The organism is Jujubicoccus corallicola (assembly GCF_047345645.1).
Lineage (GTDB): Bacteria > Pseudomonadota > Alphaproteobacteria > Rhodobacterales > Rhodobacteraceae > JBLEFH01.
Genome location: NZ_JBLEFH010000004.1, coordinates 254,786 through 279,073 on the forward strand (window position 1 = coordinate 254,786; position 24,288 = coordinate 279,073).

A 24,288-nucleotide genomic window follows, 5' to 3' on the forward strand; every position below is an offset into this window, starting at 1 on the left:
CTATAGAAAGCGTTACGGGCGAGCAAGATGGCCGCCGCAAAAGTGAGCGGCGCTGTGGCATTAATACCCGAAGGCCCGGTAATCCATGCGCCATATGGCACGCGCCTTGCGCTCAAGCGCCGCGTCGCGGATGGTTTCCAGCCCGGTTTCAGGGAAGGCAAATTCGGGCAGGGGTTGCCCGAGATGCGCGCCAAGCTCCGCCGCCAAACGCTCTTCCCCCAGGATCAAATGCGGCGGAAGCAATTTGCTGAGCCCCTCGATCACAGCCACCTGCGACAAAAAGCCCGGATCGGTGCGCTGGCTGGTTTTACCAGTGAGGTTGTCGGCGAGGAAATCGAGGAAGGTCTCGAATGCCGCGCGATGCGCGCCCGGATCCTTAGGCAGTCCGTCCTCCGGCAAAACGAGCCCGCGATGCGTTTCCAGATAGTTTCGGATCATGGTGAATTGATCCGGTCCCGCATGAGCGATCCGGCGAGCGAACAGATCATGCGCACGGGCCAGCGGATCGCGCACAATGGTAAAACGGCGATGCGCCGGATGCGCTTCAAGCCACTGATTGAGGGCCTTGCGATTGAGCCCACTCTCCGGCGGCGCATCCGCGATTTCGGCGAGCCAGGCAGCAATCGGCGCCGGATCACTTCCGGCGAGCGGCTGGCAAATCAGGGCAGGGCGGTCGGTGAATTGCCAACTCGGGAGGGCCGGGCGCGCCGCGCTATCCTCAACCGGCGCGGCCGAAATCGTGGCCGGCGCTCCAATCGCGGCCTCCATCTCCGCCCAATTCTCAACCCGCTCGGCCAAAGGTTCAGGATTCTGCCGCGCAAGTTTCTCCTTGAGCTTCCGCTCCGGATCCTGCGCGCCAAGAAACCGGGCGAGCCCAGCCATCAGATCGGCATCCTTCAACTCGCTGTAATCCAAGCGAAATGCCGCTTGGCCAGCCTGCCGGATCATCGCATCAATCAGCGCATAGAACGCCGCACGCTCGGCGCAAAACGCGGCGTATTCTTCCGCATCGAACCGCACTTTAGCGACTTTCCGCGCAGCGTTGTGACCGAGCTTCCACTGCCCGGTTTTGCGCGCAATCTTCAGCGAAACATAGCTCTCCTCCGGCGCGCGGGTCAGGATCACCTTGCGCATGTCCGGCGCGGTCGCGGCGCGTTCAATCATCCGCGGGTCATGATCCGAAAAGAGCCGAAACCCATGACGACTCTCCGAGTCCGACGCCGCCAACCGCCGCAAAACCTCCGCCGGATCGCGCTCCCGATCCGCCATGGTGAGGCCCATATATTCGGTTAAATTATGCTTTGCGAAAAAGACGGGGTTGAACAGTTCCCCGTGACAGGTCAGCCCCTCATACTGGCCCAAATAGCTTTCGAGCAGGTTCGAGCCCGTGCGCATCGCGCCGAAAATCACGAAATGGCCGACGCTCACGAGAGGGCTTTCACGCCAGCCTGTGCAGCCTCCCGCGCTTCATTCAGCAGCGGAGTGATGGGGGAAAGGTCCGGCATCGCGCTCTCCTCGGGCAGTGTCGCTTCATGCCCCGTGATAGCGCTGATCGTCTCGCACAACAATCCGGGGCGCGCCTGCACGTCTTCGAGATCGAGGATCACGCAGCGCGTTTGATGGTCTGGCGACGAAATCCGGTCGAGAAACGCGGCCTCCGTTTTCTGAATCTGCACGAGCCACGCGCGGCGTTTGGCAGGGGACATGGCCTCAATCCGCGCCGCCTCCGAAAACACGCGCAGCTTCCAGCCGCCGCGCAGCGCGATCAGACGGCATTGCGGATCATCCGCACCATACCCCGCGATATACCAGTGATCCGACGGGCAGCATTGCAGCCCCTGAAGGCGCGGGCGCGTATTCCAAAGCAGCGCTGTGAGGTAATCCGGCCCCATATAATCACGCATCTCAACCGAGCGCGGCAGCACGCCCGTGAAATGATCTCCATCCGCCATCGGATCATCGTAAAGCGCGCCCTGCCAGTCGCCTTGATCGAGACGGAGGCCCTCGGTCAACCCATCCGCACCCGCGATCAGCAGCCAGCGCACCGCACTTTCGCGCGGCCAGTGGGGGTAACGCCCTTGCGAGATCAGCCCGCGCCGACGCCGACGCCGCCAGCCGACCATTCCCATGATGTTCTGAATCGAAAGCGGCACGAAATCCGAGATTTCCGAGGCGGGGCGGTCCGGGTTGAGGAAATGTTTATAAAGCCCCTCCGCGTCCTTCGACGCCTTGCGCGCGAAGAAATACCCCGACTTCTCAAGCGCACTGCGGTGGTCGTCATAAAGAATATAGGGTTGGCCGTAATGATCGAAACCGGTCAGCATCGGTGTGCGCCGATCGAGATCGCGGCTATGGAGCGGCGCGAGCATCTGGAAATAGCACTCATCCGGGATCCAGCAGCGCTCGAAAAATCGGTCATATTCAGCGCGGCGTGGATCATTGAGGATCGCACGCAGGGTTTGCGCCGTCAGGCACCACCATTGCGAGCCAAACTTGATTTCAAGGCCTTGGGGAAGCCGCCGCTTGATCCCCAATTTGCGCTGGAGACCCACAAGCGCGTCAAAAATTTTGGGGTGGCGCTGATAGTTTACGGGGAAATAAAGTGTCAGCCGCTCGACGGTTAGGCCGGATTTGATCCAGCTCTGCGGGCCGTCCTCAAAACTCTGGATCAGATCCCGCTCCGGATGCGCCGCGAGATAGGCGATGAACTCCTCAATCGGGCGGATTGGAAGACAGGCGCCGGAGATCAAGGCGATGTGGTTCGGCGGATTTGGCAAGTCGAGCAGCATCTCCGCCGCCGTTTGCGTCGCACGGATCAGATTGAAACTGCCCCATTTTGTGCGCAGGCGCGGCGCGAACCGCAATTTGCCCGTCTCGCTGGCCAGCGCTTCGAGCAGCGCCATATCCGGATCGTTGGTGGAGGTATCGACATGGACCACAACCTCCACGTCCTTTTCCGCCAGATATCGCGCCAGCGCCGTGACGTGGCGAAGACGTTCATGGGCAAGAATGATGACGCCAAGGCTCAAAGCCAGCCTCCCCGCGAAATCAGCCCCAGAGCCTCAAGCTGCCGCCAGCCCGTATATTGACTGCTTTGCGGCGTCATGGGGCTCTCTGCCGTGCCTTCAAGATAGCTGGCATATTCGCGGCTCCGCGCAAAATGCTGCTTGCGTTCCATCTCCTCCGCAGCCTTTTGCGTAAGCGCCGCAACGAATTTGGCATGGCGTAGCACACCCGAAGGCCGATCCGCCCCGGACTGCGCCCAAACGGAGCGGTTCACACGGGTCGGCAGCAGCATATGGGTCGAGGACGCATAGACATAGCGCCAGTTCCAGAACACCAGCGGGATCTTGTTGAGCGATGGCGCATCTTGAGGGCTGTCCGCGAAATAGAGCCGCTGGCGGGGGCCGCCCTGAATCCAGATATTCCCAAAATAGCTGTTCGGTTTGTAGCTGTAGCTGCCCGCATCGAACCATTGCAGCACGTCGAACGGGTCGCGCCCCTCCTCGATAAACGCCGCCTCAATCGGGCCGTCGCCATACATATCGAGCAGCATGGCGGGAAAGGCGCAAAGGCGGCGGCTGGCGAGCCAATTTGTCAAATCGCGCAGCGAGCGGTGGTCGTCATGCGGGAAGGTCAGAAATTCGTCAGGATCGACCGTCAGGCACCAATGGCCGGAGCCGAACCGGCGCAGCAGAAAATTCAGCCAATCCATTCCGAAACGTGCATGTTTGTAGCTGCCTTCGGCGCGCCAGAGCGACACGTCCGGCTGTTCCGCCAGATATTCGATGGTCCCGTCCGTCGAAAAATTATCAACGAAGAAGAAGTGATTGACCCCAAGCTTGCGATAATACTCCAGAAAAAACGCAAGACGCGGCTGTTCATTGCGCAGGGTGCAGAAGAGCAGAATATCCTCTTGGCCGAGATCATCCGCGCGAAACCGGACACGGCTGAGCTCCGCAGCCTTGCGAAAGGCGCGGAGGCGATAGCGAACCCGACGTGAGTTCAGCTTTATTTTATCGCGAAGCCCACCCATTCGCCCTCCCAGTTACGCATCCCCGCGGCGATCCGCTATCCGCAGTGATTTTTTACGATACACTCATTAAGTAGGTTGAAATGCTCACGCCATGATGGCGGATTATAATTAAGAAAGACATGCCTGCGCCGAAGAAATTCTGGAAATGTGTCTTGCGAACGTCTTAACGCTTCGGCGGCCCAGAGGTTTTCGTCCAAGGGAAGCTGCATCACCGCAGCGCCAAGCGCCTCTCGCACCGTTGGCAGCGGCGCGCTCACCGTCGGTGTTCCGAGCATCGCGGCTTCGACCGGTGGATAGCCATACCCCTCTGCATGGGAAGGGAAAAGAAGCGCCCGCGCACCGCCGAGAAGCTTTGCGAGGGCCGCGTCGTCCATCTTTTGATGCCATGTCACATTCACGGCGGCGTCGAGACGCGCGAAAAGGTCAGGCGCGGCCCAACCGGGTCGCCCGACGACATGCAGCCTCGGGGCTTGCGCGCCGAGCCGCTCCCAAACATCCAGCGCGAAGGCGTGATTTTTTCGCGGCTCGACCGTGCCGAGCATCAGGAAATAAGGCTCGGCCTCCGGATCCGGCGTCACCTCCGGCAGCGGCTCTGTACCAAGTGGCACGACATGCGCCTTGGGTGCCTGCGGGAAAAAACCGCTCCACTGCTGCGCCGTGTCAGAACTGTTGGCCAGCACAATATCTGCGTATCCCGCGACATGTGTGGCGAAACTGTCAAAGCTTCGGCGTGTCTCGCTTCGAAAATACTCGGGATGGCTGAGCGGCAGCAGATCATGAATGAGAAAGAGGATCCGGCAACCGCGCTTCTTCATCGCGTGCAGGTGTCGCGGGCCGGGGTTGCTGTGGCTTGTGTTCAGATAGATCGCTTGGCCCTTCCAACGCTGGCTTAACCGCATCAATGCGCGACCCTCTGCCACCCGCGCTGAAACCCCGTTGTTCGAGCGCGGCGGCAGTGCGAGCGCATGCTCCGCTCCGTCGCGCGAAAGCACCCGCATCTGACCGCCGAGTTTGGCGACAAAAATGCCACCTTCCTCGCGGACAAATGCGAAATAGGCCCGATCCACGCGATCAATTCCGCTGGTCCCGCCGAGATGGCGGCGCGAGATCATGCGCGTAATGTCGAAGGCCAAGTCCATAAGCCTTAAATCCAACGAAAACGCCGCCCCTGCAAGGGACGGCGCTCAAATTCCTCTCATTCGAATCTCAAGCGTTACGCGCGTCGAGTTCGGCTTTCATGTAGGCGAGCAGGTCGCCCCGGAATTCGGGGCGGTCGAGCGCGAAGGAGATCGTCGCCTGCAAGAAGCCCATTTTCGAGCCGCAATCGTAACGTTTCCCATCGAAGCGCATCCCATGGACGCCGCTTTTGCCGATTTCCTGCGCGATTGCATCGGTGAGCTGGATCTCGCCACCTGCACCGACCTTGCCCGCATCGAGATTGCGCAGCACGGCGGGGGTGAGGATGTAGCGCCCAATCACGGCGAGGTTGGACGGCGCGGTGCCCGGCTCGGGCTTCTCGACCATGCCTTTCGCGGTCACGGTGCGGCCATGATCCTCGGCGATATCGAGAACGCCGTAGTTTTTCGTCTCTTCGGGGCTGACTTCCATGGTCGCAACCATATTGCCGCCGAGTTCCGCATAGGCCTCCACCATCTGCTGAAGGCAGTGACGCTCGCCCGCAATCACATCATCCGGCAGAAGCACCGCGAAAGGCTCGTCGGAATCGATCATGTGACGCGCGCACCAAACCGCATGGCCCAGACCCTTCGGCTCGCGCTGGCGCAGATAGGCGACGCGGCCCGAGCGCATATCGGTGCTGCGGAGCGTTTCGAGCAGGTCTGTCTTGCCCTTTTCCTCAAGCGTTTTCTCAAGCTGCGGCGCGGAGTCGAAATAATCTTCAAGCGCGCCTTTGCCGCGAGAGGTGACGAAAAAGAAGTCCTCGATCCCGGCGGCACGCGCTTCGTCAATCGCATATTGGACCAAAGGACGGTCCACGAGGTTCATGATCTCTTTGGGGACCGATTTGGTTGCAGGCAGGAACCGTGTCCCCAAACCCGCAACGGGAAAGATAGCTTTCGTCACCGCGCGCGGCATAATTCTACTCCGATCACATTGGGTCGTTTTGCGGGTCTATAAAGACATGAACCCGTCATTCCAATACATAAGCGAACACCTCACACCATCGGGAAGTTCCGCAGCATGGCAATTCTCCGCCGTTCTGCCTCGACAATCCGCACGGTGCTACGAAGCCGCAAGATGCGATCATTGCGGCTGGCGCGTCCAAACTGACCGATCTGGTGGAGCCAATAGCCGCCTTCATGGAACCGGACGCGTAGCGGACGCGCGGTTGGCTCGATGATCAGGAGCGTGACCTCTTCGCCTTCCGCAGCGGCTTCGCGCGCCGCGTCCATGCGCCATTTACGGTTGTAGAGCCGCCCTTTCAGGAAGCGACCCTTTGGGTTGCGGGTTTCGGCGTCGGGCAGGAGGGCTGGCGTGGGATGAGCCAACACGGTCTCCAAAGGTTCGCGATTGGCTCCCTCTTCAACGCCTTCATCGAAACTCGCGATCAAAGGATCCACATCCCCCGGCTCCAGCGGCCCTTCTTCGAGAAAGCGAAAGACACGGCGGCGCTGCTCGGCCCGCGCGTCATCAATGAGCTGCGCGGCCTTATCGCCCGCATGTTTCGCCGCAAAAACCGCTGTGCTTGCGCCGATCTCATAGAGCGACGTCGGCACCCGGTTCACGCCGCGATAGGGGCTTTCGCCTTGGTAGTGATGCACTTCGGCGAGAAAGCACCACGCCGCCGACCACCCCGCAGCCGCGAGCCGCAGATTCACGTCCGCCTCTTCGAGATAATAGTGAAACGCCGGGTCGAAGCCGCCGATCGCGCGGAGAGCCTCGGCACGGAAGGCCATATTCGTGCCGACGGTCTTGAGCGCGCTGCCTTCCTTCTGCCGGATCAACACATCATCGGGCATGAAGCTCGTCTCCCGTCCCATCCGGTCTACCATCACGGCACCGGACTGGATCGACACGCCATTACGGGACCGCACTGGGCCGGTGGCGCTCGCGACAGACGGGTCCGCAAATCCTTCGGCCAGCGACATAAGCCACGGAAATTCCGGGATCGCATCGTCGTCGATATAGGCGACCAGCGGTGCCTTCGCCGCCGCCAGTCCGGCATTGCGGGCGGCGGAGAGGTTCATCTCGTCGAACGGCACATGGGTGAGCGGGATTCCATCCGGCCCCTCCGGCACAAGATCGCCGCTCGGCGAGACCAGAATTATCTCGAAATTGCGCAGCCTTTGATGGCCAAGCGCCACCATCAGCGGACCCAACTGATCGGTCCGCCTTGCGCAAAGGATGAGGCTGAAAAGGAGCGGCATGGCTCAGCCTTGCTTGAGGTCGACCCCCGGAGCATGAGCGATAAAGAAGCCGTTGGCAAAGCCTTCCTTGCCATAGGTGAAGGGCGCGTGATCCTCGAACCGGATCACCGCACCGCCCGCGCCCTTGAGAACCGCATGACCTGCTGCCGTATCCCACTCCATCGTGCGGCCAAGGCGGGGATAGAGATCGGCTTCCCCCGTCGCCACGAGGCAGAACTTCAACGACGAGCCGGCGGAGACGAGATCCTCCACCTCATATTTCGCGATATAATCATCCGTCGCCTGATCCCGGTGCGATTTGCTGGCGACAACGCGGAGCGCGGTATTGTCCGGCGCGGCCACCTTCATCGGCACCACCTCACCCGGCGCGCCCTTTTTGAAATCGCCCTGCTCTTCCACCGACTTGCCCGACGCATCCGTGTAAAACAGCCGCCCCTTGGCGGGCGCGTAAACCACACCGCGGAGCGGCTCGCCATCCTCAACCAGCGCGATATTCACGGTGAAATCGCCGCGGCGCTTGATGAACTCCTTCGTCCCATCCAGCGGATCGACAATGAAGAACCGCTTGGCCGACACGTCATGAGTCGATGCCTGCTCTTCGGTCACAATCGCCTCATCCGGGAAAGCCGCTCGAAGCCCTGCGGAAATTACCTTATCCGCCGCTTCATCGGCCGCTGTGACCGGGCTGTCATCGGATTTTGCACGCACATCGAAATCGTCCGCCTCATAGATTTCCATGATGACGTCGCCCGCTTCCAGAGCCAGATCGCGCAGAACGGCAGTGACCTTTTCGTAATCCATATGTGCTTTCCCTATATCGGTTTCGTCGCGAGAATTGCCGTGAATTTTGGGGAAGAGCAAGGTAAAGCTCGAATGCAGGAGATCAATTATGTTCTATGCCGAGCGCCCGAAAACGCTGCTATCCGCGTTCATGAGTATGTGCGAGGTGGTGTATCACACCGCCATTCGCCATATTCGCCGCGATGGCGGGCATCCGGTGATCGGCCTTCTGTCGCAAATGGGCCAGACTATTATGCTGATGGTGGTGTTTTTCGTCTTTTACTGGCTCATCGGGCGGGACGTGCCACTGCGCGGCGATATGGCCGTCTTCCTGACAACCGGCATCTTCCTCTTTATGCTGCATAACAAGGCAATGCGAGCGGTCATCAAATCCGGCTCGACCACGTCGAAAATGAACCTCCACGCGCCTATGAATTTCCTTGTGGAGATCGCCGCCGCGTCGCTCTCTATCATATATCTGCAAATCCTCGCCTTCGCGATCATCGCCTTCGCCTGCAACGTGATTTTCGGGGGCTTTCCGCTTGCCCATCCCAGCCGGTTGATCGTGCCGTTTCTGCTGGCTTGGGGCACGGGCCTTGCCTTTGGCTTCATCATCCTCGCGTTCAAACCGCTCGCACCGCGTCTTTTCGACATTATCGCGCAGGTCCATATGCGCGCCAATATGTTCACAAGCGGCAAAATGATTCCCGCGAACATGATTGCGATGATCCCGAAATTCAGCCTGAGCTATTTCCTCTGGAACCCGCTCTTCCACGTCATCGACCAGGCGCGCGGAGCGGCCTTCGAGAATTATTTTCCCCGCTATACAAATCTCGAATATCCGTTCTATTTTACGCTGTTCGGGATCGGCTTCGGCATCATCGCTGTGAGATGGGCGGACCGGAACATGTCCGCGAGCCAGGCGAGTTAAGGGGATAGGCGAATGAAAATTGGAATCCTGCAACCGGGGCATAACGCCGACGAGCTGATCGCCACCCATGGCGATTACAACGATATGTTCATGCGGCTTCTCGACGGCCACGGTTTCACCTTCGAGACCTACGCGGTTGTCGATGGCATTTTCCCGCAAAGCGCCAACGAGGCAGATGGCTGGCTCATCACCGGCTCGCGCCATGGCGCTTACGAGGATCATGACTGGATACCGCCTCTCGAGGATCTGATCCGCGAGATTTACGCCTCTGGCCGCCCGATGGTGGGGGTGTGTTTCGGCCACCAGATCATCGCGCAGGCGCTTGGCGGCAAGGTGGAGAAGTTCAAAGGCGGCTGGTCCGTGGGCCGCGTCGATTACGAGATCGGCGATCATACGGTCGCGCTCAATGCCTTCCATCAGGATCAGGTGACGGCTCTGCCCGAGGATGCCGAGCCGATGGGGGGCAGCGATTTCTGCCAGTTCGCCATGCTCCGCTATGGGCAAAAGGCGCTGACCATCCAGCCGCATCCGGAATTCACCCCATCCATGGTTAGCGACCTGATCGACGCGCGGTCGGCGATTTTGCCCGGCGATGTGATGGAGAAGGCGAAAGCGGCGGCAGGGCCAGTGGAAAGCGGCGTCCTCGCCGATCAATTCGCGAGTTTCTTTCGCAGCGGACATGACGCCCGGCTCGCCGCACAGGCTAAGGCCAGTTAGGGGTTAATCGTCGTCCAGCTTCAGAAATTCCGGGCAAGACGGATCACAGCTCGTCCGGCTCACCCCAATCGCCGCAGAGGCGCGCAGTGAAATCCCCGGCTCAGGGGCAGGTTCCGGCGGGCGCGGCTCGCCCACACAGGCGGAGAGGGCAAAAGCCCCGAGAAGGATGAGACTGCGGATCATGTCGGCCTCCGGTCGCGGGCGACGGCCCGCAGCGTGATATTGAGACGCCCGCCCTTGGGCAGCAGCGTGGATGAGCGGAATTTTATGCGGTCGATCCCGTGATAGGCAAGGCGCGCGGCGCCGCCCATGATCACAATATCGCCGGATTGCAACCAGATAGAGCGCGTCGGATCGCTGCGCTCCAGCCCGCCCATCCGAAACATCGCCTCATCCCCGAGCGAGATCGAGAGGACCGGCCAGTCCACGTCGCCTTCGGTATCATCGACATGCAGCCCCATTTTCGCACCCTCGCCGTAGAAGTTGACTAGACAGGATTCCGGCAGACGGTCCGCGCTCACAAGGTCGCGCCAGACGGCAAGGATCGGCTCCGGGATCTCCGGCCGGTCGGTCCCGGCAGGATGCTGCGGCGCGTAGCGATAGCCCTTGCGGTCCGATGTCCAGCCAAGCGCCCCTGCGGATGTCATCTTGACTGACATTTTGCGTCCGCCCGGTGTCTCCTGATGCACCATCGGCGCGGCGCGCACCACATCGCGCAGGCTCGCCGCCAGCGCCTGTTGCGCCGCCAGATCCAGCCAACCCTTGTAGATATCGAAACCTTGAACGCGGAGCGGTTGCATTGGGCTAGCCTAGCGCCGCCCGAGACCGGGCGAAAGGCCGGCCCCTTAGCGAAGAACCCGGAGCAGCACCATGCCGTCCCACCCCTTCACGCCCACAGTTTGCAGCGCGGTGGCCATGACGCGATCATCCGCCTTGATCATCTCCATCGCCGTGCGCAGCCCGCGGACCTTCTCGCATGTACTGCTCGCGTCCGCGATGCCGCCTTCGCGCACCACATTGTCGAACACGATCAGCGTTCCGCGACGGGCCAGTTTCATGACTCGCTCATAATAAACCGGCGTCGCCGCCTTATCCGCATCGACAAAGATCAGATCAAAAGGCGCAACCTCATCCGCGATCATCGCATCAAGGCTGTCTTGGGCTGGCCCTTCGAGCAGCGTGATCCGATCTTCCAGACCAGCCCGCGCGAAATTGGTCTTGGCGACCCCAATGGCGCGCGCATCGATTTCCAGCGTCGTGACATGCGCGTCCGCCCGCGCCATCTGGACCGCTGAATAGCCGCCCAGTGTGCCGATTTCGAGGACCCGCTCAGCACCCGCCGCCAGCAGCGCCAGAAACCGCGCCTGAAGCGGCGACACCTCAAACGGGTCCAGCGCTGGATCCCGGCTCGCCGTCAGAATCGCGTCACCCAATGGGTCCGCTGGCAGGAGCATATTTTCAAAATAGCGGTCTACATTTTCGGGTTCATGTGACATTTCGCTCGTTCCCTCGCGTTGGTTAACCATTGAGCAACCATAAGCGTCGTTATTACCTCTGTTCGGTGAAGGAGCAAATTTCGAGCGGATGACGCAGATCGTCTTTCATATCGGCTATCACAAGACGGCCACTACGTGGATGCAAAACCGGCTGTTCTGGCCGCGCAATGGGTTTGCGCAGATCGCGGGCCATCAAGAGGTGCATGACCACATCATCGCGCCGCATGGGCTGGATTTCAACGCAGACAAGATGCGACGCCGAGTCGCAAAGGCGGAGGTAACGCCCGGTCTGGTGCCGGTCATCTCTTCGGAGCTTTTGACGGGCAATCCGCACTACGGCAGTCATCAGAGTGATATTTATGCCAAGCGTATCAAGGAGATAGCGCCGGATGCGAAGATCCTGATTTCGATCCGCTCGCAACTGCGGCTGCTTCCGTCGCTCTATATGCAATATGTGGCGCGAGGCGGGCGGCTGACTTGGCGCGACTATTTTGCTGGCGAGAAGATCGTGGGGTATCTCGGCTTCGATCCGCGCGCCTTTCAATATGACCGGCTGATCGCCCATTATGAGGCCCTGTTTGGCGCAAAAAATGTGATTGTCGTCACGCAGGAAAGCCTCCGCGAGGATCTGAATGGGACGGTGCGCCGGATGGCGGTGCAGCTTGGCTCGCAAAAATTTGGGATACTTTCGGACGAGGATCGCGAGCCGCATCCCTCGGTTCTGCCCGAATATGCCGCGCCGCTTCTGCGGCGGATCAATCATTTTCAGCATGGGCCGCTCAATCCTGCGCCGGTGTTTGAGCCGACCGGGCGGCGACCTGATCTTTATCGCGCGGCGGGTTGGCTCATGCGCCGCACGTGGATGCGAGGGCTTGTCTCCAATGAAAAGCCAGTGACTCACTATGTGGCGGAGACCTTTGGCGATTTTTACAATGAGAGCAATTTCCGGCTTATGGCGCGGCGGCCGGAGCTGGATCTAACCGACTATCCGCGCGGTCTATCGGCGGCGACGGCCCGCGATGAGCGGCGCCACCGTCAGAACGAGAACCACCCGCACGAGGTGGTGCGTGACAACGTAGGCCATGTCTGCGCCGGCAATAATCGCTAGGACAACCATCTCGCCTTGTCCGCCGGGGGCGAAGGCGAGAAAGGCTTCGACCGGTGCGGCGAGACCGGCCATCACGACGATTTCGGCGAATCCTGCGGAGATGACCGTCAGGATGAGGCAGAACCCGAGAGCGGCGAGGACAACTGTGCGGATTTCCTGAAGCGTCACACCGAGATATTTCACGCCGATGCCGATGCCGATGAAAAACTGCGCCATGAGGATCGCTTCGGCGGGCGGGCGGGCGTGGAGCACACCTGTCAGGCTTGCGACCATGGCAAAGATCATCGGGCCGAGGATCGGCGCACCGAAGAGATTGACCTTGGCCGCCGCCCACCAGCCTAGCGCTGCGCAGATCAGCATGATCAGGATTTGATCCACACCAACGGCTGTGAGCGCTTCCCCCGGTGCGCCGGTCAGCGACTGGCCCCAGATATGGGTGAGAAGGAAGGGCATGACGGACACGATGGCGAGCAGGCGCGTGGCGTGGACGAGGGACAGCGCGCGGATATTGCCACCCGCTTCCTCGCCAAACAGCACCATGTCCTGAAAACCGCCGGGCATCGACGAATAGAACGCGGTCGGGCGGTCAAAGCCGCAGAGTTTGGTGAAATAGGGCACGCCGATCAGGCCGATCACGAAGAGCATCGCGGGGATCATGGCGACCGACGCGGCCATGCTCGGCAAGCGGCCAATCACATCCGGGGTGATGGAGGCGCCGATGGCGACACCGAGGATCGCGCGCATGGCAACCGGGGCATGAGGGGGCGCTTTGAGCGGGAGACGGAGCAGAGAGCCCGCAAGCCCCGCAAAAATCGGCCCCAAGAGCCACGGCAGCGGCAAATTCGCCAGCCGGAAAAGCACCACCCCCGCCAATGCGAGACCCACGGTCAGCAAAACAGCGGGGGTGGCTTTCATTTAGTCGACCAGATCGTCGGTCACATCGTCATTGTGGGCGCGGGCACGCATCCGGGCCTTGAGCGCCTTGCCAAAGATGATCGGCAGCACGAAACCGACAATCGAGATCAGCCAGAGGCCAATCGCCAGCGGCGAGCCGAAGAGGACCGTCCAGTCGCCATCCGAAATGGTCATGGCACGGCGCAGGTTCGCTTCCATGAGATTGCCGAGCAGTGTTCCTAGGATCACCGGCACCAGCGGCACATCGAGTTTACGCAGCACCCAGCCGAGGATCCCGAAAATAATCATCATGTTGAGATCGAAGCTGGAGCCGGAGATGCCGTAGATCCCGACAAAGCTGACCATCGCCACAATCGGCATGAGATATTTCGGCGGCACCATCAGGACGCGGACGAAGAGGCCCACCATCGGGATGTTCATCGCCAGAAGCATGATGTTCCCGATGAAAAGCGCCGCGATCAGGCCCCAGACCACATCCGGGTTTTCCTGGAAGAGGAGCGGCCCGGGCGTGATGTTGAGCGCGAGCAGCATGGCGAGCAGAACCGCCGTGGTGCCCGAGCCCGGAACGCCAAGCGCCAGCATCGGCACCAGCGCGCCGCCTGCGGCCGCGTTGTTGCCAGCTTCGGGCGCCGCAACGCCGCGCGGATCGCCCGTGCCGAAGGTGCCGTTCTTGTCGCTCACCCGCTTTTCCATCGAATAGGCGAGGAAGGAGCCAAGCGACGCGCCCGCACCCGGCAACACCCCGGCGATGAAGCCGAGAATGGTCGAGCGGGTCATGGCAGGGGTGCATTCCTTCAGCGTCTTGCTGGTGGGAACGATCCGGCCGATCTCCATCTTGCTGTCCTTGCCCTCTCCGGAGCCATCGCCCCGATGCTCAAGGAAGATAAAGACTTCGGAGACCGCGAAGAGGCCCACAATGGCGACGAGGAAGTCGATGCCATCGTAAAGGTGAACATTGCCGAAGGAGAAACGCGGCACGCCGGTTTGCCCGTCGACGCCAACCATGGCGATGCCGAGGCCAAGCATGGCCGCGAAGGCCGCTTTCGCCTGATTGGTCGAGGCAATGCCGCCAAGGGTCGCGAAGGCCAGCACGAACAGGGCGAAATATTCCGCCGGGCCGAAGAGAAGTGCGACCTTCACAAGCTGCGGCGCGAGGAACACAAGGCCCCAAGTGGCAAAGAACGCGCCGACGAAAGACGCGATACCGGACAGCGCGAGCGCTTCGCCGCCGCGTCCCTGCATCGCCATCGGATAGCCGTCGAGCGTGGTCATCAGCGCCGGTTCATCGCCGGGGATGTTCAAGAGGATCGAGCTGATCCGCCCGCCATACATGGCCCCGTAATAGACCGAAGTGAGCAGGATCAGCGCCGCCGTCGGGTCGAGCCCGAGCGAGAACGCCAGCGGAATGAGGATCGCGACGCCGTTTGACGGGCCGAGGCCGGGCAGCGCGCCCATCACGGTCCCGAGGAAACAGCCCATAAAGGCCAGCGCGATGTTCTGGAAGGTCAGCGCGACGGCGAAACCTTGGCCAAGAGCAGATAATGCGTCCATCGGTCCCTCCTCAGAAGCCGAGCGGACCCTCAGCCAGCGACAGGCCGAGGATCAGGTGGAAAATGACATAGATGCCGACCGCAATGGAGACACCGGCGATGACGGAATTGAGGGGCGGCGCGCCGAGACGCCAGGACAGGAAGGCCGACGCGATAGCCGTCGCGAAGACAAAGCCGATCTCCGGAAGCAGCATCGAATAGGCGAACATCACTGCCGCCGCGATGGCGATCTCGATCAGGCGGCCAACAGCGGGCCACTCGGGCAGCGGGTCCGGCTTGAGCAAGATCACGAGGCTGGAAATCCCCAGGATCGCCCCGATGATGATCGGGAAGGTTTTCGGCCCCACGGGGTCCTGAATGAAGCTCTCCTGAATGAGTGTCGCTTGCCAGATGTAAAAGGCGGCGAGCAAAATGCCCACAACACCAAGGGCTCTGTCTCCCATAATATCCCTCCCGAGGCGCGGCTGTGGCCCCGCAGTAAAAGGGCCGCGATGTTTCGCGGCCCGGTCTTCTTATTGAATCAACCCGATGTCGCGGGAGATGTTTTCAATTTCTTCAATCGACTCCGCGACATATTCTTGGAACGCGTCGCCGGAAAGATCGAGCGGCGCGAGGCCGTTCTGATCCATGATGGCTTTCCACTCGTCGGACGCATAGACATCCGCGACCTGCTGCACCCAGAACTCATAAGCGTCATCGCTCATGCCGCCCGGTGCGTAGAAGCCGCGCCAGTTGGCACCCACAGCGTCGATGCCCTGCTCGACAGCGGTCGGAAACTCAGCGAAATCGCCTTCCAGACGCTCCGGCGCGAGAACCGCGATCACCTTGATATCGCCCGAGTCGACGAAACCTTTCGCTTCCGACGCATCGCCAGTGAAGGCTTGCACGGAGCCTGCGAGAAGCTGAGTCACCGCCTCACCGCCGCCATCGAAGGCCACATATTTGATGGTGCGCACATCTTCGATACCCGACGCATTGGCCGTGATGAGCACCTTGAGGTGATCCCAACCACCCACAGCCGAACCGCCCGCAATCGCCGTGCCGCCCGGATTTTCCTTAATGGAATCCATCAGCTCGGGCAGGGTCTCAATCTCGCTGTCTTTCGCCACAGCGATGATGCCGTAATCCGCACCGATGGAGCCGAGCCAACGCACCTGATCCATCGTGTTGCCCGGAAACGCACCCTGCGCCAGACGGGTCGCCGTCGAGGTCGAGGCCGCGACGATCAGGTCATTGTCGTCATTGCGCTTGTTAACCACTTCGGCATAGGCCACGCCACCGCCGCCACCGGCGAGGTTCGTCACCTGCATCGTGCCGGGGATCATGTCGAGATCCTGCATGGTTTTGCCCACCTGACGGCAGGTAAAGTCCCAACCCCCACCGGGGTTTGCCGGGGCGATACATTCTGTTTGCTCAGGCTCATAAGCCATTGACGGCGCAGCAAATGCCGCCAGCGTCATACTGAGCGCCAAGCCGCCACGCAAAGTCGTGAAAATCGTCATTTTGTCCTCCCAAATTTGCCCTTTCGGACTTGGCGGACTCTACGCCTCCACGATATTAGCCATCAAGTTCATTTTGACATATTTGTGAAATTTATGGCGCTGTCAGGACACGAATCTTTCGCGCATTGCCCCGGATGGCGCAACGATCACCTCGGTCTCCCACTCCACGCAGGCGCGGGTGAGCGTGGGCGAGAGTGGCCTGTCTGTAAAGAACATATCCAGTGCCGCCAGTCCGACAATGCGCGCGGGCGCGCTGCGCTGGAATTTCGAGTGATCGGCGACAAGGAAGGTCTTGCGCGCCTGATCGATAATGGCGCGGCTAACTTCGACCTCGGAGATGTCAAAGTCCATTAGATCGCCCTCCTCATCAAGGGCCGAGCAACCGATCACCGCATAGTCGAACTTGAACTGCTTGAGCGTCGCTGTGGCGAGCGAGCCGGTCAGCCCCCCATCGGACCGCCGCAGCTTGCCGCCCGTCACGATCACTTCGCAGGTTTCATTGGCCGCAAGGATGGTCGCAACATTCATATTATTGGTGACGACGAGCAGATTTTTATGACCCAGAAGCTCCGCCGCAACCGCTTCTGTGCTGGTGCCGATATTGAGGAAAATCGACGCGTTATCAGGGATGTGGCGGGCACAGGCGCGGGCTATATCGGTTTTCGCGGCGGCGTTGAGCGTGCGCCGTTCCTCGTAGCCGATATTCGCCGTGCCTGACGGCAGGACCGCGCCGCCATGCACCCGCTCCAGTCGCCCCGCATCGGCCAATTCCGTCAAATCGCGACGGATCGTTTGGAGTGTGACGCCGAAATGATCGGCCAAGCCTTCCACCGAAACACGCCCGTCACGGCGGGCGATGTCCAGGATCTCGGAATGTCGAAAAGTCGATGACATGGCGTTTCCTTTTCACCGCAGTATGAAAAAACCGAACAGGAAATCAACGGAAAATGCGCGTTTTTACGCGGTTTAGGGTATTTTCATGGAAAAGGGTCCGTTTCTTTACCTTACGAAAAGCCTGAAATAACTACATTATATGGCAGTGCGACATAAAACACCTGCGAAACCATAACTGTCGTAAGGATCTTTTTCTCAAAGCGAAAAAAATCGAACATTTCCCTTTTCTTTTGGAAAGGCTTCCGATAGCGTCGCCTCAATAACGGATTTGGGAGGATGGCCGGATGGCGCAGAGCGACGTTTACGACCTCTTCATCATTGGCGGGGGCATCAATGGCTGCGGTATCGCGCGTGACGCCACGGGTCGTGGTCTGACCGTTGCGCTGGCCGAGATGAATGATCTGGCGTCGGCGACCTCCTCGGCCTCCACCAAGCTTTTCCATGGCGGGCTGCGCTATCTCGAATATTTCGAAGTCCGGCTCGTGCGCGAGGCGTTGATCGAGCGGGAAACCTTGCTCCGCGCCATGCCGCATATCTCTTGGCCCATGCGTTTTGTGTTGCCTTATCATAAGGATATGCGGTTCGAGAGCGAGACGCCAACAAGTAAGCTGCTCAACACCGTGATGCCATGGATGAAGGGACGGCGGCCCGCTTGGCTGATCCGCCTCGGGCTCTTCATGTATGACAATCTCGGCGGGCGGAAGATCCTGCCGGCGACGAAAACGCTGGATCTTTCATCCGCGAAAGAGGGCGCGCCGCTCAAGGATCGCTTTGAAAAGGCGTATGAATATTCCGATTGCTGGATTGAGGACTCGCGTCTTGTGGTCCTGAACGCCCGCGATGCAGCAGATCGCGGCGCGGAAATCATGGTGCGCACCAAGGTGATTTCCGCCCATGTCGAGAACGACGTCTGGCAGGTCGAGGTTGAGGACAAAGACAGCGGCGCGCGGCGCGTGATTCAGGCGAAAATGCTCGTGAATGCAGGCGGGCCGTGGGTCGGCGATGTGATCCGGGACCGCGCCGATGTGACCAGCAAAGAGGGTGTGCGCCTCGTCCGCGGGAGCCACATCGTGCTGCCGCGCCTCTTTGATCACGACAAATGCTATTTCTTCCAAGGAACCGACGGGCGGATCATCTTCGCGATCCCCTATGAGACGGATTTCACCCTGATCGGCACCACCGATGCGGATCACCCGGACCCGGATCAAAAGCCGGTCTGCACACCGGACGAGCAACAATATCTCGTTGATTTCGCCAACGAATATTTCAAACAGGAAATCAGCCGCGACGATATCGTCTGGACCTATTCCGGCGTCCGCCCGCTTTATGATGACGGCGCGTCGAGCGCCTCGGCCGCGACTCGCGATTATGTGCTGACGGTGAACGAGACGGCGGGCGCGCCGATGCTCAACATCTTCGGCGGCAAGATCACGACCTATCGCCGCCTCGCCGAAAGCGCGCTTGAGAAGATCGGCGAACATCTGAAGGTCTCAAAAGGGGAATGGACGGCGGGCGCGCCTCTTCCCGGTGGCAATTTCCCCGTGGATGGCTTGGACAATCTCGTCGCGACGCTGAAGGCGGATTATCCGTTCCTGACGGATTTCTGGGCGCTGCGCCTCGTGCGTGCTTATGGCACCGAAGCGCGGCTGATCCTTGGCGATGCCAAAACGGCGGCGGATCTCGGCACCGATTTCGGCGCGACGCTCACCGGGGCCGAGCTGCATTGGTTAATGAACAAGGAATTCGCCCGCACGGCGGCGGATGTCGTCTGGCGGCGCAACAAGCTGGGGCTACGGCTCAGCGGGGACCAGATTGCCGCGATCGACAGCTGGATGACTGAGGAGAGGAAAGCAGCATGACCCTGCGGCTCGAAAATGTCTCGAAGAAGGCGGGCGGTGCGTTTCACATCTATCCCACGGATCTGGAGCTGCAAAATGGCACTATGAATGTGCTGCTCGGGCCGACCGGGGCCGGAAAAACCTCGCTGATGCGGCTGATGGCGGGCCTCGATGCGCCGACCGGGGGCAAGATTTTCTGGAACGGCGAGGATGTCACTGGCCAGCGGGTGCAGGACCGGAAGGTCGCGATGGTTTACCAGCAATTCATTAACTACCCTTCCATGAGCGTTTACGACAACATCGCTTCGCCGATGCGGCTCATGGGGGCGGACAAGGCGGAGATTGATCGCCGGGTGCGCGAAACGGCGGAACTGATGCAGCTCACCCCGATGCTGGAGCGCAAGCCGCTGGAACTCTCGGGCGGGCAGCAGCAACGCTGCGCTTTGGCACGGGCGCTCGTTAAAAACGCAGGGCTGGTGCTGCTCGATGAGCCGCTGGCCAACCTGGACTATAAGCTCCGGGAGGAACTCCGCGCCGAGATCCCAAAAATCTTCGAAGCGTCCGGTTCGATTTTTGTTTATGCCACAACCGAACCGGAGGAAGCGCTGCTTCTCGGTGGGAATACGGCCACGCTTTGGGAAGGCCGCATCACGCAGTTCGGCCCGACGCCGGAGGTGTATCGCCGCCCCGTCGATGCGACCACGGCGCGCGTGTTTTCCGATCCGCCGATGAATTTCTTGAATGTCGATAAGGTCGGCGCCCAGTTGCGTTTCGGTGCAGACCAAAGCGCCCCGGTGCCGCCGCAACTGGCAAGTCTCGCCGATGGCAGCTACACCGCCGGCTTCCGCCCGCATCATCTGAGCCTGACCGAAACCGCGCCGGATGCGCTGTCTTTCCAAACCAAGCTGACCGTGAGCGAAATCACCGGCTCGGAAACCTTTATTCACCTCGATCATCACGGGCAAAACTGGGTCGGGCTGGTCCATGGGGTGAAGGACATCAAACCCGGCGATGCCGTCACCGTCTGGCTCGATCCGGCGCATATTTACGTGTTCGGCGCCTCTGGTGAGCTGATTTCGGCGGAGGAGGCGGCCTGATGGCGAAGATCACTCTCGACAATCTCGCGCATTCCTATCTGCCTAATCCCTCGGGCGAGGATGATTTCGCGCTCAAGGAGCTGAACCACACCTGGACCGATGGCGAAGCCTATGCGCTGCTCGGCTCGTCGGGTTGCGGGAAATCGACGCTGCTCAACATCATTTCGGGCCTGCTGACGCCGTCGCAAGGACGGGTTCTCTTTAACGATGTGGACATGACCGACGCGCCCACGGCGGAGCGCAATATCGCGCAGGTGTTCCAGTTTCCGGTCGTTTACGACACGATGACCGTGCGCGATAACCTCGCCTTCCCGCTGCGCAATCGGGGTCGTGATGCGGCCTATGTGGCTGAACGGGTGCAGAAAATCGCGCAGATGATCGGGATGGAAGACCAGCTTGGCCGTAAGGCGCGCGGCCTTGGTGCGGATGAAAAGCAGAAAATCAGCCTCGGGCGCGGGATGGTGCGTGAGGACGTGAATGCGCTCCTCTTCGACGAGCCGCTGACCGTGATCGACCCGCATATGAAATGGGAGCTGCGGACCCAGCTCAAGCGCCTCCATCACGAGTTCGGCCACACCATGATCTATGTGACGCACGACCAGACAGAAGCGCTCACATTCGCGGATAAGGTCGTCGTGATGTATGATGGGCGTGTGGTACAGATTGGCACACCGCAGGAACTTTTCGAACGTCCGGCCCATAGCTTTGTCGGCTATTTCATCGGCTCGCCGGGGATGAACTTTCTGTCCGCCGATGTAGACGGGAACCGCGCCAATGTCGGCGGGCAGGAACTTGGCCTCGGGGCGGGCTATCGTCCGCTCTCGGGCAAGGTCGAGATCGGGGTGCGCCCGGAATTTGTCCGGCTGAGTGACGAGATTGGCATCCCGGCGCAGATCACCCGCGTCGAGGATGTCGGGCGGCACAAGATCGTGCGGATGGATGTCGAGGGCCGCGAGATCAACGCCATTCTGGGCGAGGATGATCCGATCCCTTCGGGCAGCACGCGGATCAGCGCGGCCCCGGAAGGCATCAATATCTATGAGAATGACTGGCGCGTCGCCCCGGACGGTGAGACGCCATGATCCAACGGATTTACACGCAAATCCATGATTTTATGGCGACCCATGACGAGGGCATCGTGCGTGATTTTGCGAGCGCTTTGCCGCCGCTGGATGATTTGGGCCAAAAACACCGCTCCGATCTCTTTATTGATCCCAGCTATTTGCTCCACAAAATGGGTGACAGCACGGACGAGACCCGCGCCCTGGCCGAATCCGCGCTCTCACTTGGCGAAGAAGGTTGGGCGAACATGTTCCCGCCCGGAGATTACCCCAGCCGCGTCTATGAATTTTCGGCGTGGCTCCCGGTCGCGATGCGCGAAGGGCCGCTGGTATGGACCCGAGGCGTGGTCGAATTCATGATCATCGGCGCGGGCCGGAAACTCCCGACGGTGCGCCATCCCGGCGATGAGCTTTACGTCGTCCTCGCGGGAGAAGTCGCGTCCGACCGGCGGGAGTTTGGCCGCACGGAGCTTGGCGCGAATATGTGGCTGCGCAATCCGCCCTATACCCCGCATAATCTCGAAACCAAAGATGTCGGCGCCATGATCCTCACGATCTGGCGGGACCTCAAGGAGAACGAGTCCCGCAACAATATGGAGGTCGTCGCATGAACAAGACCGTTAACCAAAAGGCCTGGTTCCTCGTCCTCCCGGTTCTGATCCTCGTCGCCTTCTCCGCCGTGATCCCGCTGATGACGGTGGTCAATTACGCCTTTCAGGACAGCTTCGGGAACAACCAGTTTTTCTGGTCCGGCCTGATGTGGTTCGAGGACATGCTGAACTCCGAGCGCATGTGGAACGCGCTTGGCCGCCAGTTGGTGTTCTCCGGCATCATCCTCGCGATCGAGATCCCGCTCGGCGTGTTCGTCGCGCTCAACATGCCGAAAAAGGGGTTCTGGGCCAGCTTCTGCCTCGTCGTCATGTCGCTCCCGCTGCTCATCCCATGGAACGTGGTTGGCACGATCTGGCAGATTTTCGGGCGGGTGGATATCGGCCTGCTCGGCCATGTGCTCGCCTCGCTCGGCATTTCCTATAACTACACGCAGGATTTCTTCGCCGCTTGGGCCACGGTCATCGTGATGGATGTCTGGCATTGGACCTCGCTCGTCGCGCTCCTCGCCTATGCGGGTCTACAATCCATCCCCGATGCCTATTATCAAGCCGCCAAGATCGACCAGGCGAGCCGCTGGAAGGTGTTCCGCTACATTGAACTGCCAAAAATGATGGGCGTTCTGATGATCGCGATTCTCTTGCGATTCATGGACAGCTTCATGATCTACACCGAGCCCTTCGTCGTCACAGGCGGCGGCCCCGGCAATGCGACGACGTTCCTGTCCATCGATCTCGTAAAAATGGCGCTGGGACAGTTCGATCTCGGCCCGGCGGCGGCGTTCAGCCTGATGTATTTCCTCGTGATCATGCTGGTCAGCTACGTCTTCTACACGGTCATGACCAATCTCGACAAAAGGGAGGGCAAGTGATGTCTCAGATCCCCGAAGACCTCACCCCCGGCGATGACGGCGTGATCCGCACCCGCAAGCGCAAAAGCCGCTTTGCGCCCAATGGTTCGGCCATCGTGATGACGCTCTACCTGCTGTTCCTGATGATCCCGATCTACTGGCTCGTGAATATGAGCTTCAAAACCAACGCGGAAATCCTCGGAAGCTTCTCGCTTTGGCCCAACAACTTCACGCTGGCGAATTACACCAAAATCCTGACGGACCCGAGCTGGTATATGGGGTACGTCAACTCGCTGATCTATGTGGTGATGAACACGGTTATCTCGATCACCGTGGCGCTCCCGGCGGCCTATGCCTTCTCGCGCTATGAGTTCATGGGCGACAAGCACCTGTTCTTCTGGCTGCTGACCAACCGCATGGCGCCGCCCGCGGTCTTCGCGCTGCCGTTCTTCCAGCTCTATTCCTCGGTCGGCCTGTTCGATACGCATATCGCCGTGGCGCTGGCCCACTGTCTCTTCAACGTGCCGCTCGCGGTGTGGATTTTAGAAGGCTTCATGCGCGGCGTGCCCAAGGAAATCGACGAGACCGCCTATATCGACGGCTACTCCTTCCCCCGCTTCTTCATCCGCATTTTCATGCCGCTGATCGCGTCGGGCATCGGCGTCGCGGCCTTCTTCTGTTTCATGTTTAGCTGGGTAGAACTGCTCCTGTCCCGCACGCTGACCTCGGTGGAAGCCAAACCGATCGCGGCAACCATGACCCGCACCGTCTCCGCCTCCGGCCTCGACTGGGGCGTCCTCGCGGCAGCAGGCGTGCTGACCATCATTCCGGGCGCGCTCGTGATCTATTTCGTCCGCAACTACATCGCCAAGGGCTTCGCTCTGGGGAGGGTGTGATGAAGTTGTCTAAATTTGTAGCAGAAACACTTCGGGAGATTGAACTCGGAATTACGGAGGCACGGGCAACCTCAGATGAATCATGGATTGCTCCCGGCTATGTCGGTGAAACTGAAGTATGGGCACCAGAGAAAATCACCTTTGAGATCGCCATTACAACGAATGTTGATGGCGAAGGCGGCATCCGTGTTTTCAATTTCGGCGAGCTAAAAGGCGGTGCATCGAAGGAAATGGTGAACAAAATTGCCTTCAACGTCCCTGTCTTTTTCAACTCAATCCCGAGGAAGGATCGTTAACTATGGCTTGGATGGCATGGACCCTACCGACAGCGATTTTCTTTGTCATCATCGCTTGTCTTCTGATCCTCTTCACCGTGCTGGCGATCCGTTACCCGGAGACGCCGCGCAAGGGGATCCTGCAATTCGAAACCACGCGGGGGGATCGGCTCTATATCACCCTGCTGGGCAGCGCCTTTATCAATCTGGCTTGGCTCGGGCTTGGCCTCGGGCCGCAGCCTTGGGCGCTCGCCGTCTGTCTTGTTTACGCCGCAGCGGTGTTCCGCTGGGTGTGATGATGCCGGGGCCGCGCGCCCCGCAAACTTCGGTTCAATAAGGGAGGAACC

At 60.3% G+C, this 24,288-nt stretch carries 26 protein-coding genes; 11 read left to right on the forward strand and 15 right to left on the reverse strand.

What is annotated here, in order from left to right; translation table 11 throughout:
• Positions 1 to 60 precede the first annotated feature (60 nt).
• From ACMA5I_RS08960 to cysQ, 7 genes are all read right to left on the reverse strand, one after another.
• Positions 61 to 1,428: a hypothetical protein gene (locus ACMA5I_RS08960; protein WP_525885918.1), complete on the reverse strand. Its 1,368-nt coding sequence runs from the start codon at positions 1,426 to 1,428 to the stop codon at positions 61 to 63.
• Complete coding sequence (locus tag ACMA5I_RS08965; RefSeq protein ID WP_525885919.1) at positions 1,425 to 3,029, reverse strand: DUF5927 domain-containing protein; 1,605 nt, start codon at positions 3,027 to 3,029, stop codon at positions 1,425 to 1,427. Before ACMA5I_RS08965 ends, ACMA5I_RS08960 begins: the two co-directional genes overlap by 4 nt.
• Complete coding sequence (locus ACMA5I_RS08970; RefSeq protein ID WP_525885920.1) at positions 3,026 to 4,036, reverse strand: glycosyltransferase family protein; 1,011 nt, start codon at positions 4,034 to 4,036, stop codon at positions 3,026 to 3,028. Before ACMA5I_RS08970 ends, ACMA5I_RS08965 begins: the two co-directional genes overlap by 4 nt.
• A 35-nt stretch (positions 4,037 to 4,071) precedes the next feature.
• Positions 4,072 to 5,175: a glycosyltransferase gene (locus ACMA5I_RS08975; protein WP_525885921.1), complete on the reverse strand. Its 1,104-nt coding sequence runs from the start codon at positions 5,173 to 5,175 to the stop codon at positions 4,072 to 4,074.
• Between the two features lie 67 nt (positions 5,176 to 5,242).
• Positions 5,243 to 6,130, reverse strand: coding sequence for a UTP--glucose-1-phosphate uridylyltransferase (locus tag ACMA5I_RS08980; protein ID WP_525885922.1), 888 nt, complete (start codon positions 6,128 to 6,130; stop codon positions 5,243 to 5,245).
• An 80-nt stretch (positions 6,131 to 6,210) separates the two neighbouring features.
• A complete protein-coding gene (locus ACMA5I_RS08985) occupies positions 6,211 to 7,422 on the reverse strand; it encodes a glycosyltransferase family 2 protein (RefSeq protein WP_525885923.1) in 1,212 nt (403 codons plus the stop codon).
• 3 nt (positions 7,423 to 7,425) lie between these two features.
• Positions 7,426 to 8,223, reverse strand: coding sequence for a 3'(2'),5'-bisphosphate nucleotidase CysQ (gene cysQ, locus ACMA5I_RS08990; protein WP_525885924.1), 798 nt, complete (start codon positions 8,221 to 8,223; stop codon positions 7,426 to 7,428).
• 88 nt (positions 8,224 to 8,311) lie between these two features.
• Here cysQ and ACMA5I_RS08995 point away from each other — a divergent pair, with 88 nt between their 5' ends.
• A complete protein-coding gene (locus tag ACMA5I_RS08995; protein WP_525885925.1) occupies positions 8,312 to 9,133 on the forward strand; it encodes an ABC transporter permease in 822 nt (273 codons plus the stop codon).
• 12 nt (positions 9,134 to 9,145) lie between these two features.
• Complete coding sequence (locus ACMA5I_RS09000; protein WP_525885926.1) at positions 9,146 to 9,850, forward strand: type 1 glutamine amidotransferase; 705 nt, start codon at positions 9,146 to 9,148, stop codon at positions 9,848 to 9,850.
• 3 nt (positions 9,851 to 9,853) lie between these two features.
• Here ACMA5I_RS09000 and ACMA5I_RS09005 read toward each other — a convergent pair whose 3' ends face one another.
• The 3 genes from ACMA5I_RS09005 to ACMA5I_RS09015 are packed head-to-tail and all read right to left on the reverse strand — an operon-like array spanning position 9,854 to position 11,283.
• A complete protein-coding gene (locus ACMA5I_RS09005; RefSeq protein WP_525885927.1) occupies positions 9,854 to 10,033 on the reverse strand; it encodes an argininosuccinate lyase in 180 nt (59 codons plus the stop codon).
• A complete protein-coding gene (locus tag ACMA5I_RS09010) occupies positions 10,030 to 10,650 on the reverse strand; it encodes an alpha-ketoglutarate-dependent dioxygenase AlkB family protein (RefSeq protein WP_525885928.1) in 621 nt (206 codons plus the stop codon). The genes ACMA5I_RS09005 and ACMA5I_RS09010 overlap by 4 nt, the downstream gene beginning before the upstream one ends.
• 45 nt (positions 10,651 to 10,695) lie before the next feature.
• A complete protein-coding gene (locus ACMA5I_RS09015; protein WP_525885929.1) occupies positions 10,696 to 11,283 on the reverse strand; it encodes an O-methyltransferase in 588 nt (195 codons plus the stop codon).
• A 151-nt stretch (positions 11,284 to 11,434) separates the two neighbouring features.
• Between ACMA5I_RS09015 and ACMA5I_RS09020 the strand changes: the two genes are divergently transcribed.
• Complete coding sequence (locus ACMA5I_RS09020) at positions 11,435 to 12,454, forward strand: hypothetical protein (protein WP_525885930.1); 1,020 nt, start codon at positions 11,435 to 11,437, stop codon at positions 12,452 to 12,454.
• Here the strand turns inward: ACMA5I_RS09020 and ACMA5I_RS09025 are convergent.
• The 5 genes from ACMA5I_RS09025 to ACMA5I_RS09045 all read right to left on the reverse strand — a co-directional run bounded on the left by ACMA5I_RS09025 (position 12,344) and on the right by ACMA5I_RS09045 (position 17,315).
• Positions 12,344 to 13,369, reverse strand: coding sequence for an AbrB family protein (locus ACMA5I_RS09025; RefSeq protein WP_525885931.1), 1,026 nt, complete (start codon positions 13,367 to 13,369; stop codon positions 12,344 to 12,346). The genes ACMA5I_RS09020 and ACMA5I_RS09025 overlap by 111 nt on opposite strands.
• Positions 13,370 to 14,920 carry a tripartite tricarboxylate transporter permease gene (locus ACMA5I_RS09030; RefSeq protein ID WP_525885932.1) on the reverse strand — a complete coding sequence of 517 codons (1,551 nt, stop codon included), beginning with the start codon at positions 14,918 to 14,920 and terminating at the stop codon, positions 13,370 to 13,372. It lies immediately after the preceding gene.
• A 10-nt stretch (positions 14,921 to 14,930) separates the two neighbouring features.
• The gene (locus tag ACMA5I_RS09035; protein WP_525885933.1) at positions 14,931 to 15,362 is read right to left on the reverse strand and encodes a tripartite tricarboxylate transporter TctB family protein; all 432 of its coding nucleotides are present in this window, start codon (positions 15,360 to 15,362) and stop codon (positions 14,931 to 14,933) included.
• A 69-nt stretch (positions 15,363 to 15,431) separates the two neighbouring features.
• Positions 15,432 to 16,421, reverse strand: coding sequence for a Bug family tripartite tricarboxylate transporter substrate binding protein (locus ACMA5I_RS09040; protein ID WP_525885934.1), 990 nt, complete (start codon positions 16,419 to 16,421; stop codon positions 15,432 to 15,434).
• Between the two features lie 102 nt (positions 16,422 to 16,523).
• The gene (locus ACMA5I_RS09045) at positions 16,524 to 17,315 is read right to left on the reverse strand and encodes a DeoR/GlpR family DNA-binding transcription regulator (protein ID WP_525885935.1); all 792 of its coding nucleotides are present in this window, start codon (positions 17,313 to 17,315) and stop codon (positions 16,524 to 16,526) included.
• 284 nt (positions 17,316 to 17,599) lie between these two features.
• Between ACMA5I_RS09045 and glpD the strand changes: the two genes are divergently transcribed.
• The 8 genes from glpD (at position 17,600) to ACMA5I_RS09085 (ending at position 24,237) form a co-directional block, all read left to right on the forward strand.
• Entirely contained in the window at positions 17,600 to 19,174 is a 1,575-nt protein-coding gene (gene glpD / locus ACMA5I_RS09050; RefSeq protein ID WP_525885936.1) for a glycerol-3-phosphate dehydrogenase, read from the forward strand.
• Positions 19,171 to 20,250, forward strand: coding sequence for an ABC transporter ATP-binding protein (locus ACMA5I_RS09055; RefSeq protein ID WP_525885937.1), 1,080 nt, complete (start codon positions 19,171 to 19,173; stop codon positions 20,248 to 20,250). Before glpD ends, ACMA5I_RS09055 begins: the two co-directional genes overlap by 4 nt.
• Positions 20,250 to 21,332, forward strand: coding sequence for an ABC transporter ATP-binding protein (locus ACMA5I_RS09060; protein ID WP_525885938.1), 1,083 nt, complete (start codon positions 20,250 to 20,252; stop codon positions 21,330 to 21,332). Before ACMA5I_RS09055 ends, ACMA5I_RS09060 begins: the two co-directional genes overlap by 1 nt.
• A complete protein-coding gene (locus ACMA5I_RS09065) occupies positions 21,329 to 21,922 on the forward strand; it encodes a cupin domain-containing protein (protein ID WP_525885939.1) in 594 nt (197 codons plus the stop codon). The genes ACMA5I_RS09060 and ACMA5I_RS09065 overlap by 4 nt, the downstream gene beginning before the upstream one ends.
• Entirely contained in the window at positions 21,919 to 22,791 is an 873-nt protein-coding gene (locus ACMA5I_RS09070; protein ID WP_525885940.1) for a carbohydrate ABC transporter permease, read from the forward strand. The genes ACMA5I_RS09065 and ACMA5I_RS09070 overlap by 4 nt, the downstream gene beginning before the upstream one ends.
• Positions 22,792 to 22,889: 98 nt before the next feature.
• Positions 22,890 to 23,666 (forward strand): carbohydrate ABC transporter permease, encoded by a 777-nt coding sequence (locus ACMA5I_RS09075; protein ID WP_525886012.1) that lies wholly within the window; start codon positions 22,890 to 22,892, stop codon positions 23,664 to 23,666.
• Entirely contained in the window at positions 23,666 to 23,962 is a 297-nt protein-coding gene (locus ACMA5I_RS09080) for a hypothetical protein (RefSeq protein WP_525885941.1), read from the forward strand. Before ACMA5I_RS09075 ends, ACMA5I_RS09080 begins: the two co-directional genes overlap by 1 nt.
• 2 nt (positions 23,963 to 23,964) lie before the next feature.
• Positions 23,965 to 24,237, forward strand: coding sequence for a DUF2160 family membrane protein (locus tag ACMA5I_RS09085; protein WP_525885942.1), 273 nt, complete (start codon positions 23,965 to 23,967; stop codon positions 24,235 to 24,237).
• Positions 24,238 to 24,288: the final 51 nt, after the last annotated feature.

Coding starts and splice junctions, on each gene's coding strand:
- ACMA5I_RS08970 (WP_525885920.1), bottom strand. CDS start 4,036: ATGGGTGGGCTTCGCGATAAAATAAAGCTGAACTCACGTCGGGTTCGC.
- ACMA5I_RS08975 (WP_525885921.1), bottom strand. CDS start 5,175: ATGGACTTGGCCTTCGACATTACGCGCATGATCTCGCGCCGCCATCTC.
- ACMA5I_RS08980 (WP_525885922.1), bottom strand. CDS start 6,130: ATGCCGCGCGCGGTGACGAAAGCTATCTTTCCCGTTGCGGGTTTGGGG.
- ACMA5I_RS08985 (WP_525885923.1), bottom strand. CDS start 7,422: ATGCCGCTCCTTTTCAGCCTCATCCTTTGCGCAAGGCGGACCGATCAG.
- cysQ (WP_525885924.1), bottom strand. CDS start 8,223: ATGGATTACGAAAAGGTCACTGCCGTTCTGCGCGATCTGGCTCTGGAA.
- ACMA5I_RS08995 (WP_525885925.1), top strand. CDS start 8,312: ATGTTCTATGCCGAGCGCCCGAAAACGCTGCTATCCGCGTTCATGAGT.
- ACMA5I_RS09000 (WP_525885926.1), top strand. CDS start 9,146: ATGAAAATTGGAATCCTGCAACCGGGGCATAACGCCGACGAGCTGATC.
- ACMA5I_RS09005 (WP_525885927.1), bottom strand. CDS start 10,033: ATGATCCGCAGTCTCATCCTTCTCGGGGCTTTTGCCCTCTCCGCCTGT.
- ACMA5I_RS09010 (WP_525885928.1), bottom strand. CDS start 10,650: ATGCAACCGCTCCGCGTTCAAGGTTTCGATATCTACAAGGGTTGGCTG.
- ACMA5I_RS09020 (WP_525885930.1), top strand. CDS start 11,435: ATGACGCAGATCGTCTTTCATATCGGCTATCACAAGACGGCCACTACG.
- ACMA5I_RS09025 (WP_525885931.1), bottom strand. CDS start 13,369: ATGAAAGCCACCCCCGCTGTTTTGCTGACCGTGGGTCTCGCATTGGCG.
- ACMA5I_RS09030 (WP_525885932.1), bottom strand. CDS start 14,920: ATGGACGCATTATCTGCTCTTGGCCAAGGTTTCGCCGTCGCGCTGACC.
- ACMA5I_RS09035 (WP_525885933.1), bottom strand. CDS start 15,362: ATGGGAGACAGAGCCCTTGGTGTTGTGGGCATTTTGCTCGCCGCCTTT.
- ACMA5I_RS09040 (WP_525885934.1), bottom strand. CDS start 16,421: ATGACGATTTTCACGACTTTGCGTGGCGGCTTGGCGCTCAGTATGACG.
- ACMA5I_RS09045 (WP_525885935.1), bottom strand. CDS start 17,315: ATGTCATCGACTTTTCGACATTCCGAGATCCTGGACATCGCCCGCCGT.
- glpD (WP_525885936.1), top strand. CDS start 17,600: ATGGCGCAGAGCGACGTTTACGACCTCTTCATCATTGGCGGGGGCATC.
- ACMA5I_RS09055 (WP_525885937.1), top strand. CDS start 19,171: ATGACCCTGCGGCTCGAAAATGTCTCGAAGAAGGCGGGCGGTGCGTTT.
- ACMA5I_RS09060 (WP_525885938.1), top strand. CDS start 20,250: ATGGCGAAGATCACTCTCGACAATCTCGCGCATTCCTATCTGCCTAAT.
- ACMA5I_RS09065 (WP_525885939.1), top strand. CDS start 21,329: ATGATCCAACGGATTTACACGCAAATCCATGATTTTATGGCGACCCAT.
- ACMA5I_RS09070 (WP_525885940.1), top strand. CDS start 21,919: ATGAACAAGACCGTTAACCAAAAGGCCTGGTTCCTCGTCCTCCCGGTT.
- ACMA5I_RS09075 (WP_525886012.1), top strand. CDS start 22,890: ATGACGCTCTACCTGCTGTTCCTGATGATCCCGATCTACTGGCTCGTG.
- ACMA5I_RS09080 (WP_525885941.1), top strand. CDS start 23,666: ATGAAGTTGTCTAAATTTGTAGCAGAAACACTTCGGGAGATTGAACTC.
- ACMA5I_RS09085 (WP_525885942.1), top strand. CDS start 23,965: ATGGCTTGGATGGCATGGACCCTACCGACAGCGATTTTCTTTGTCATC.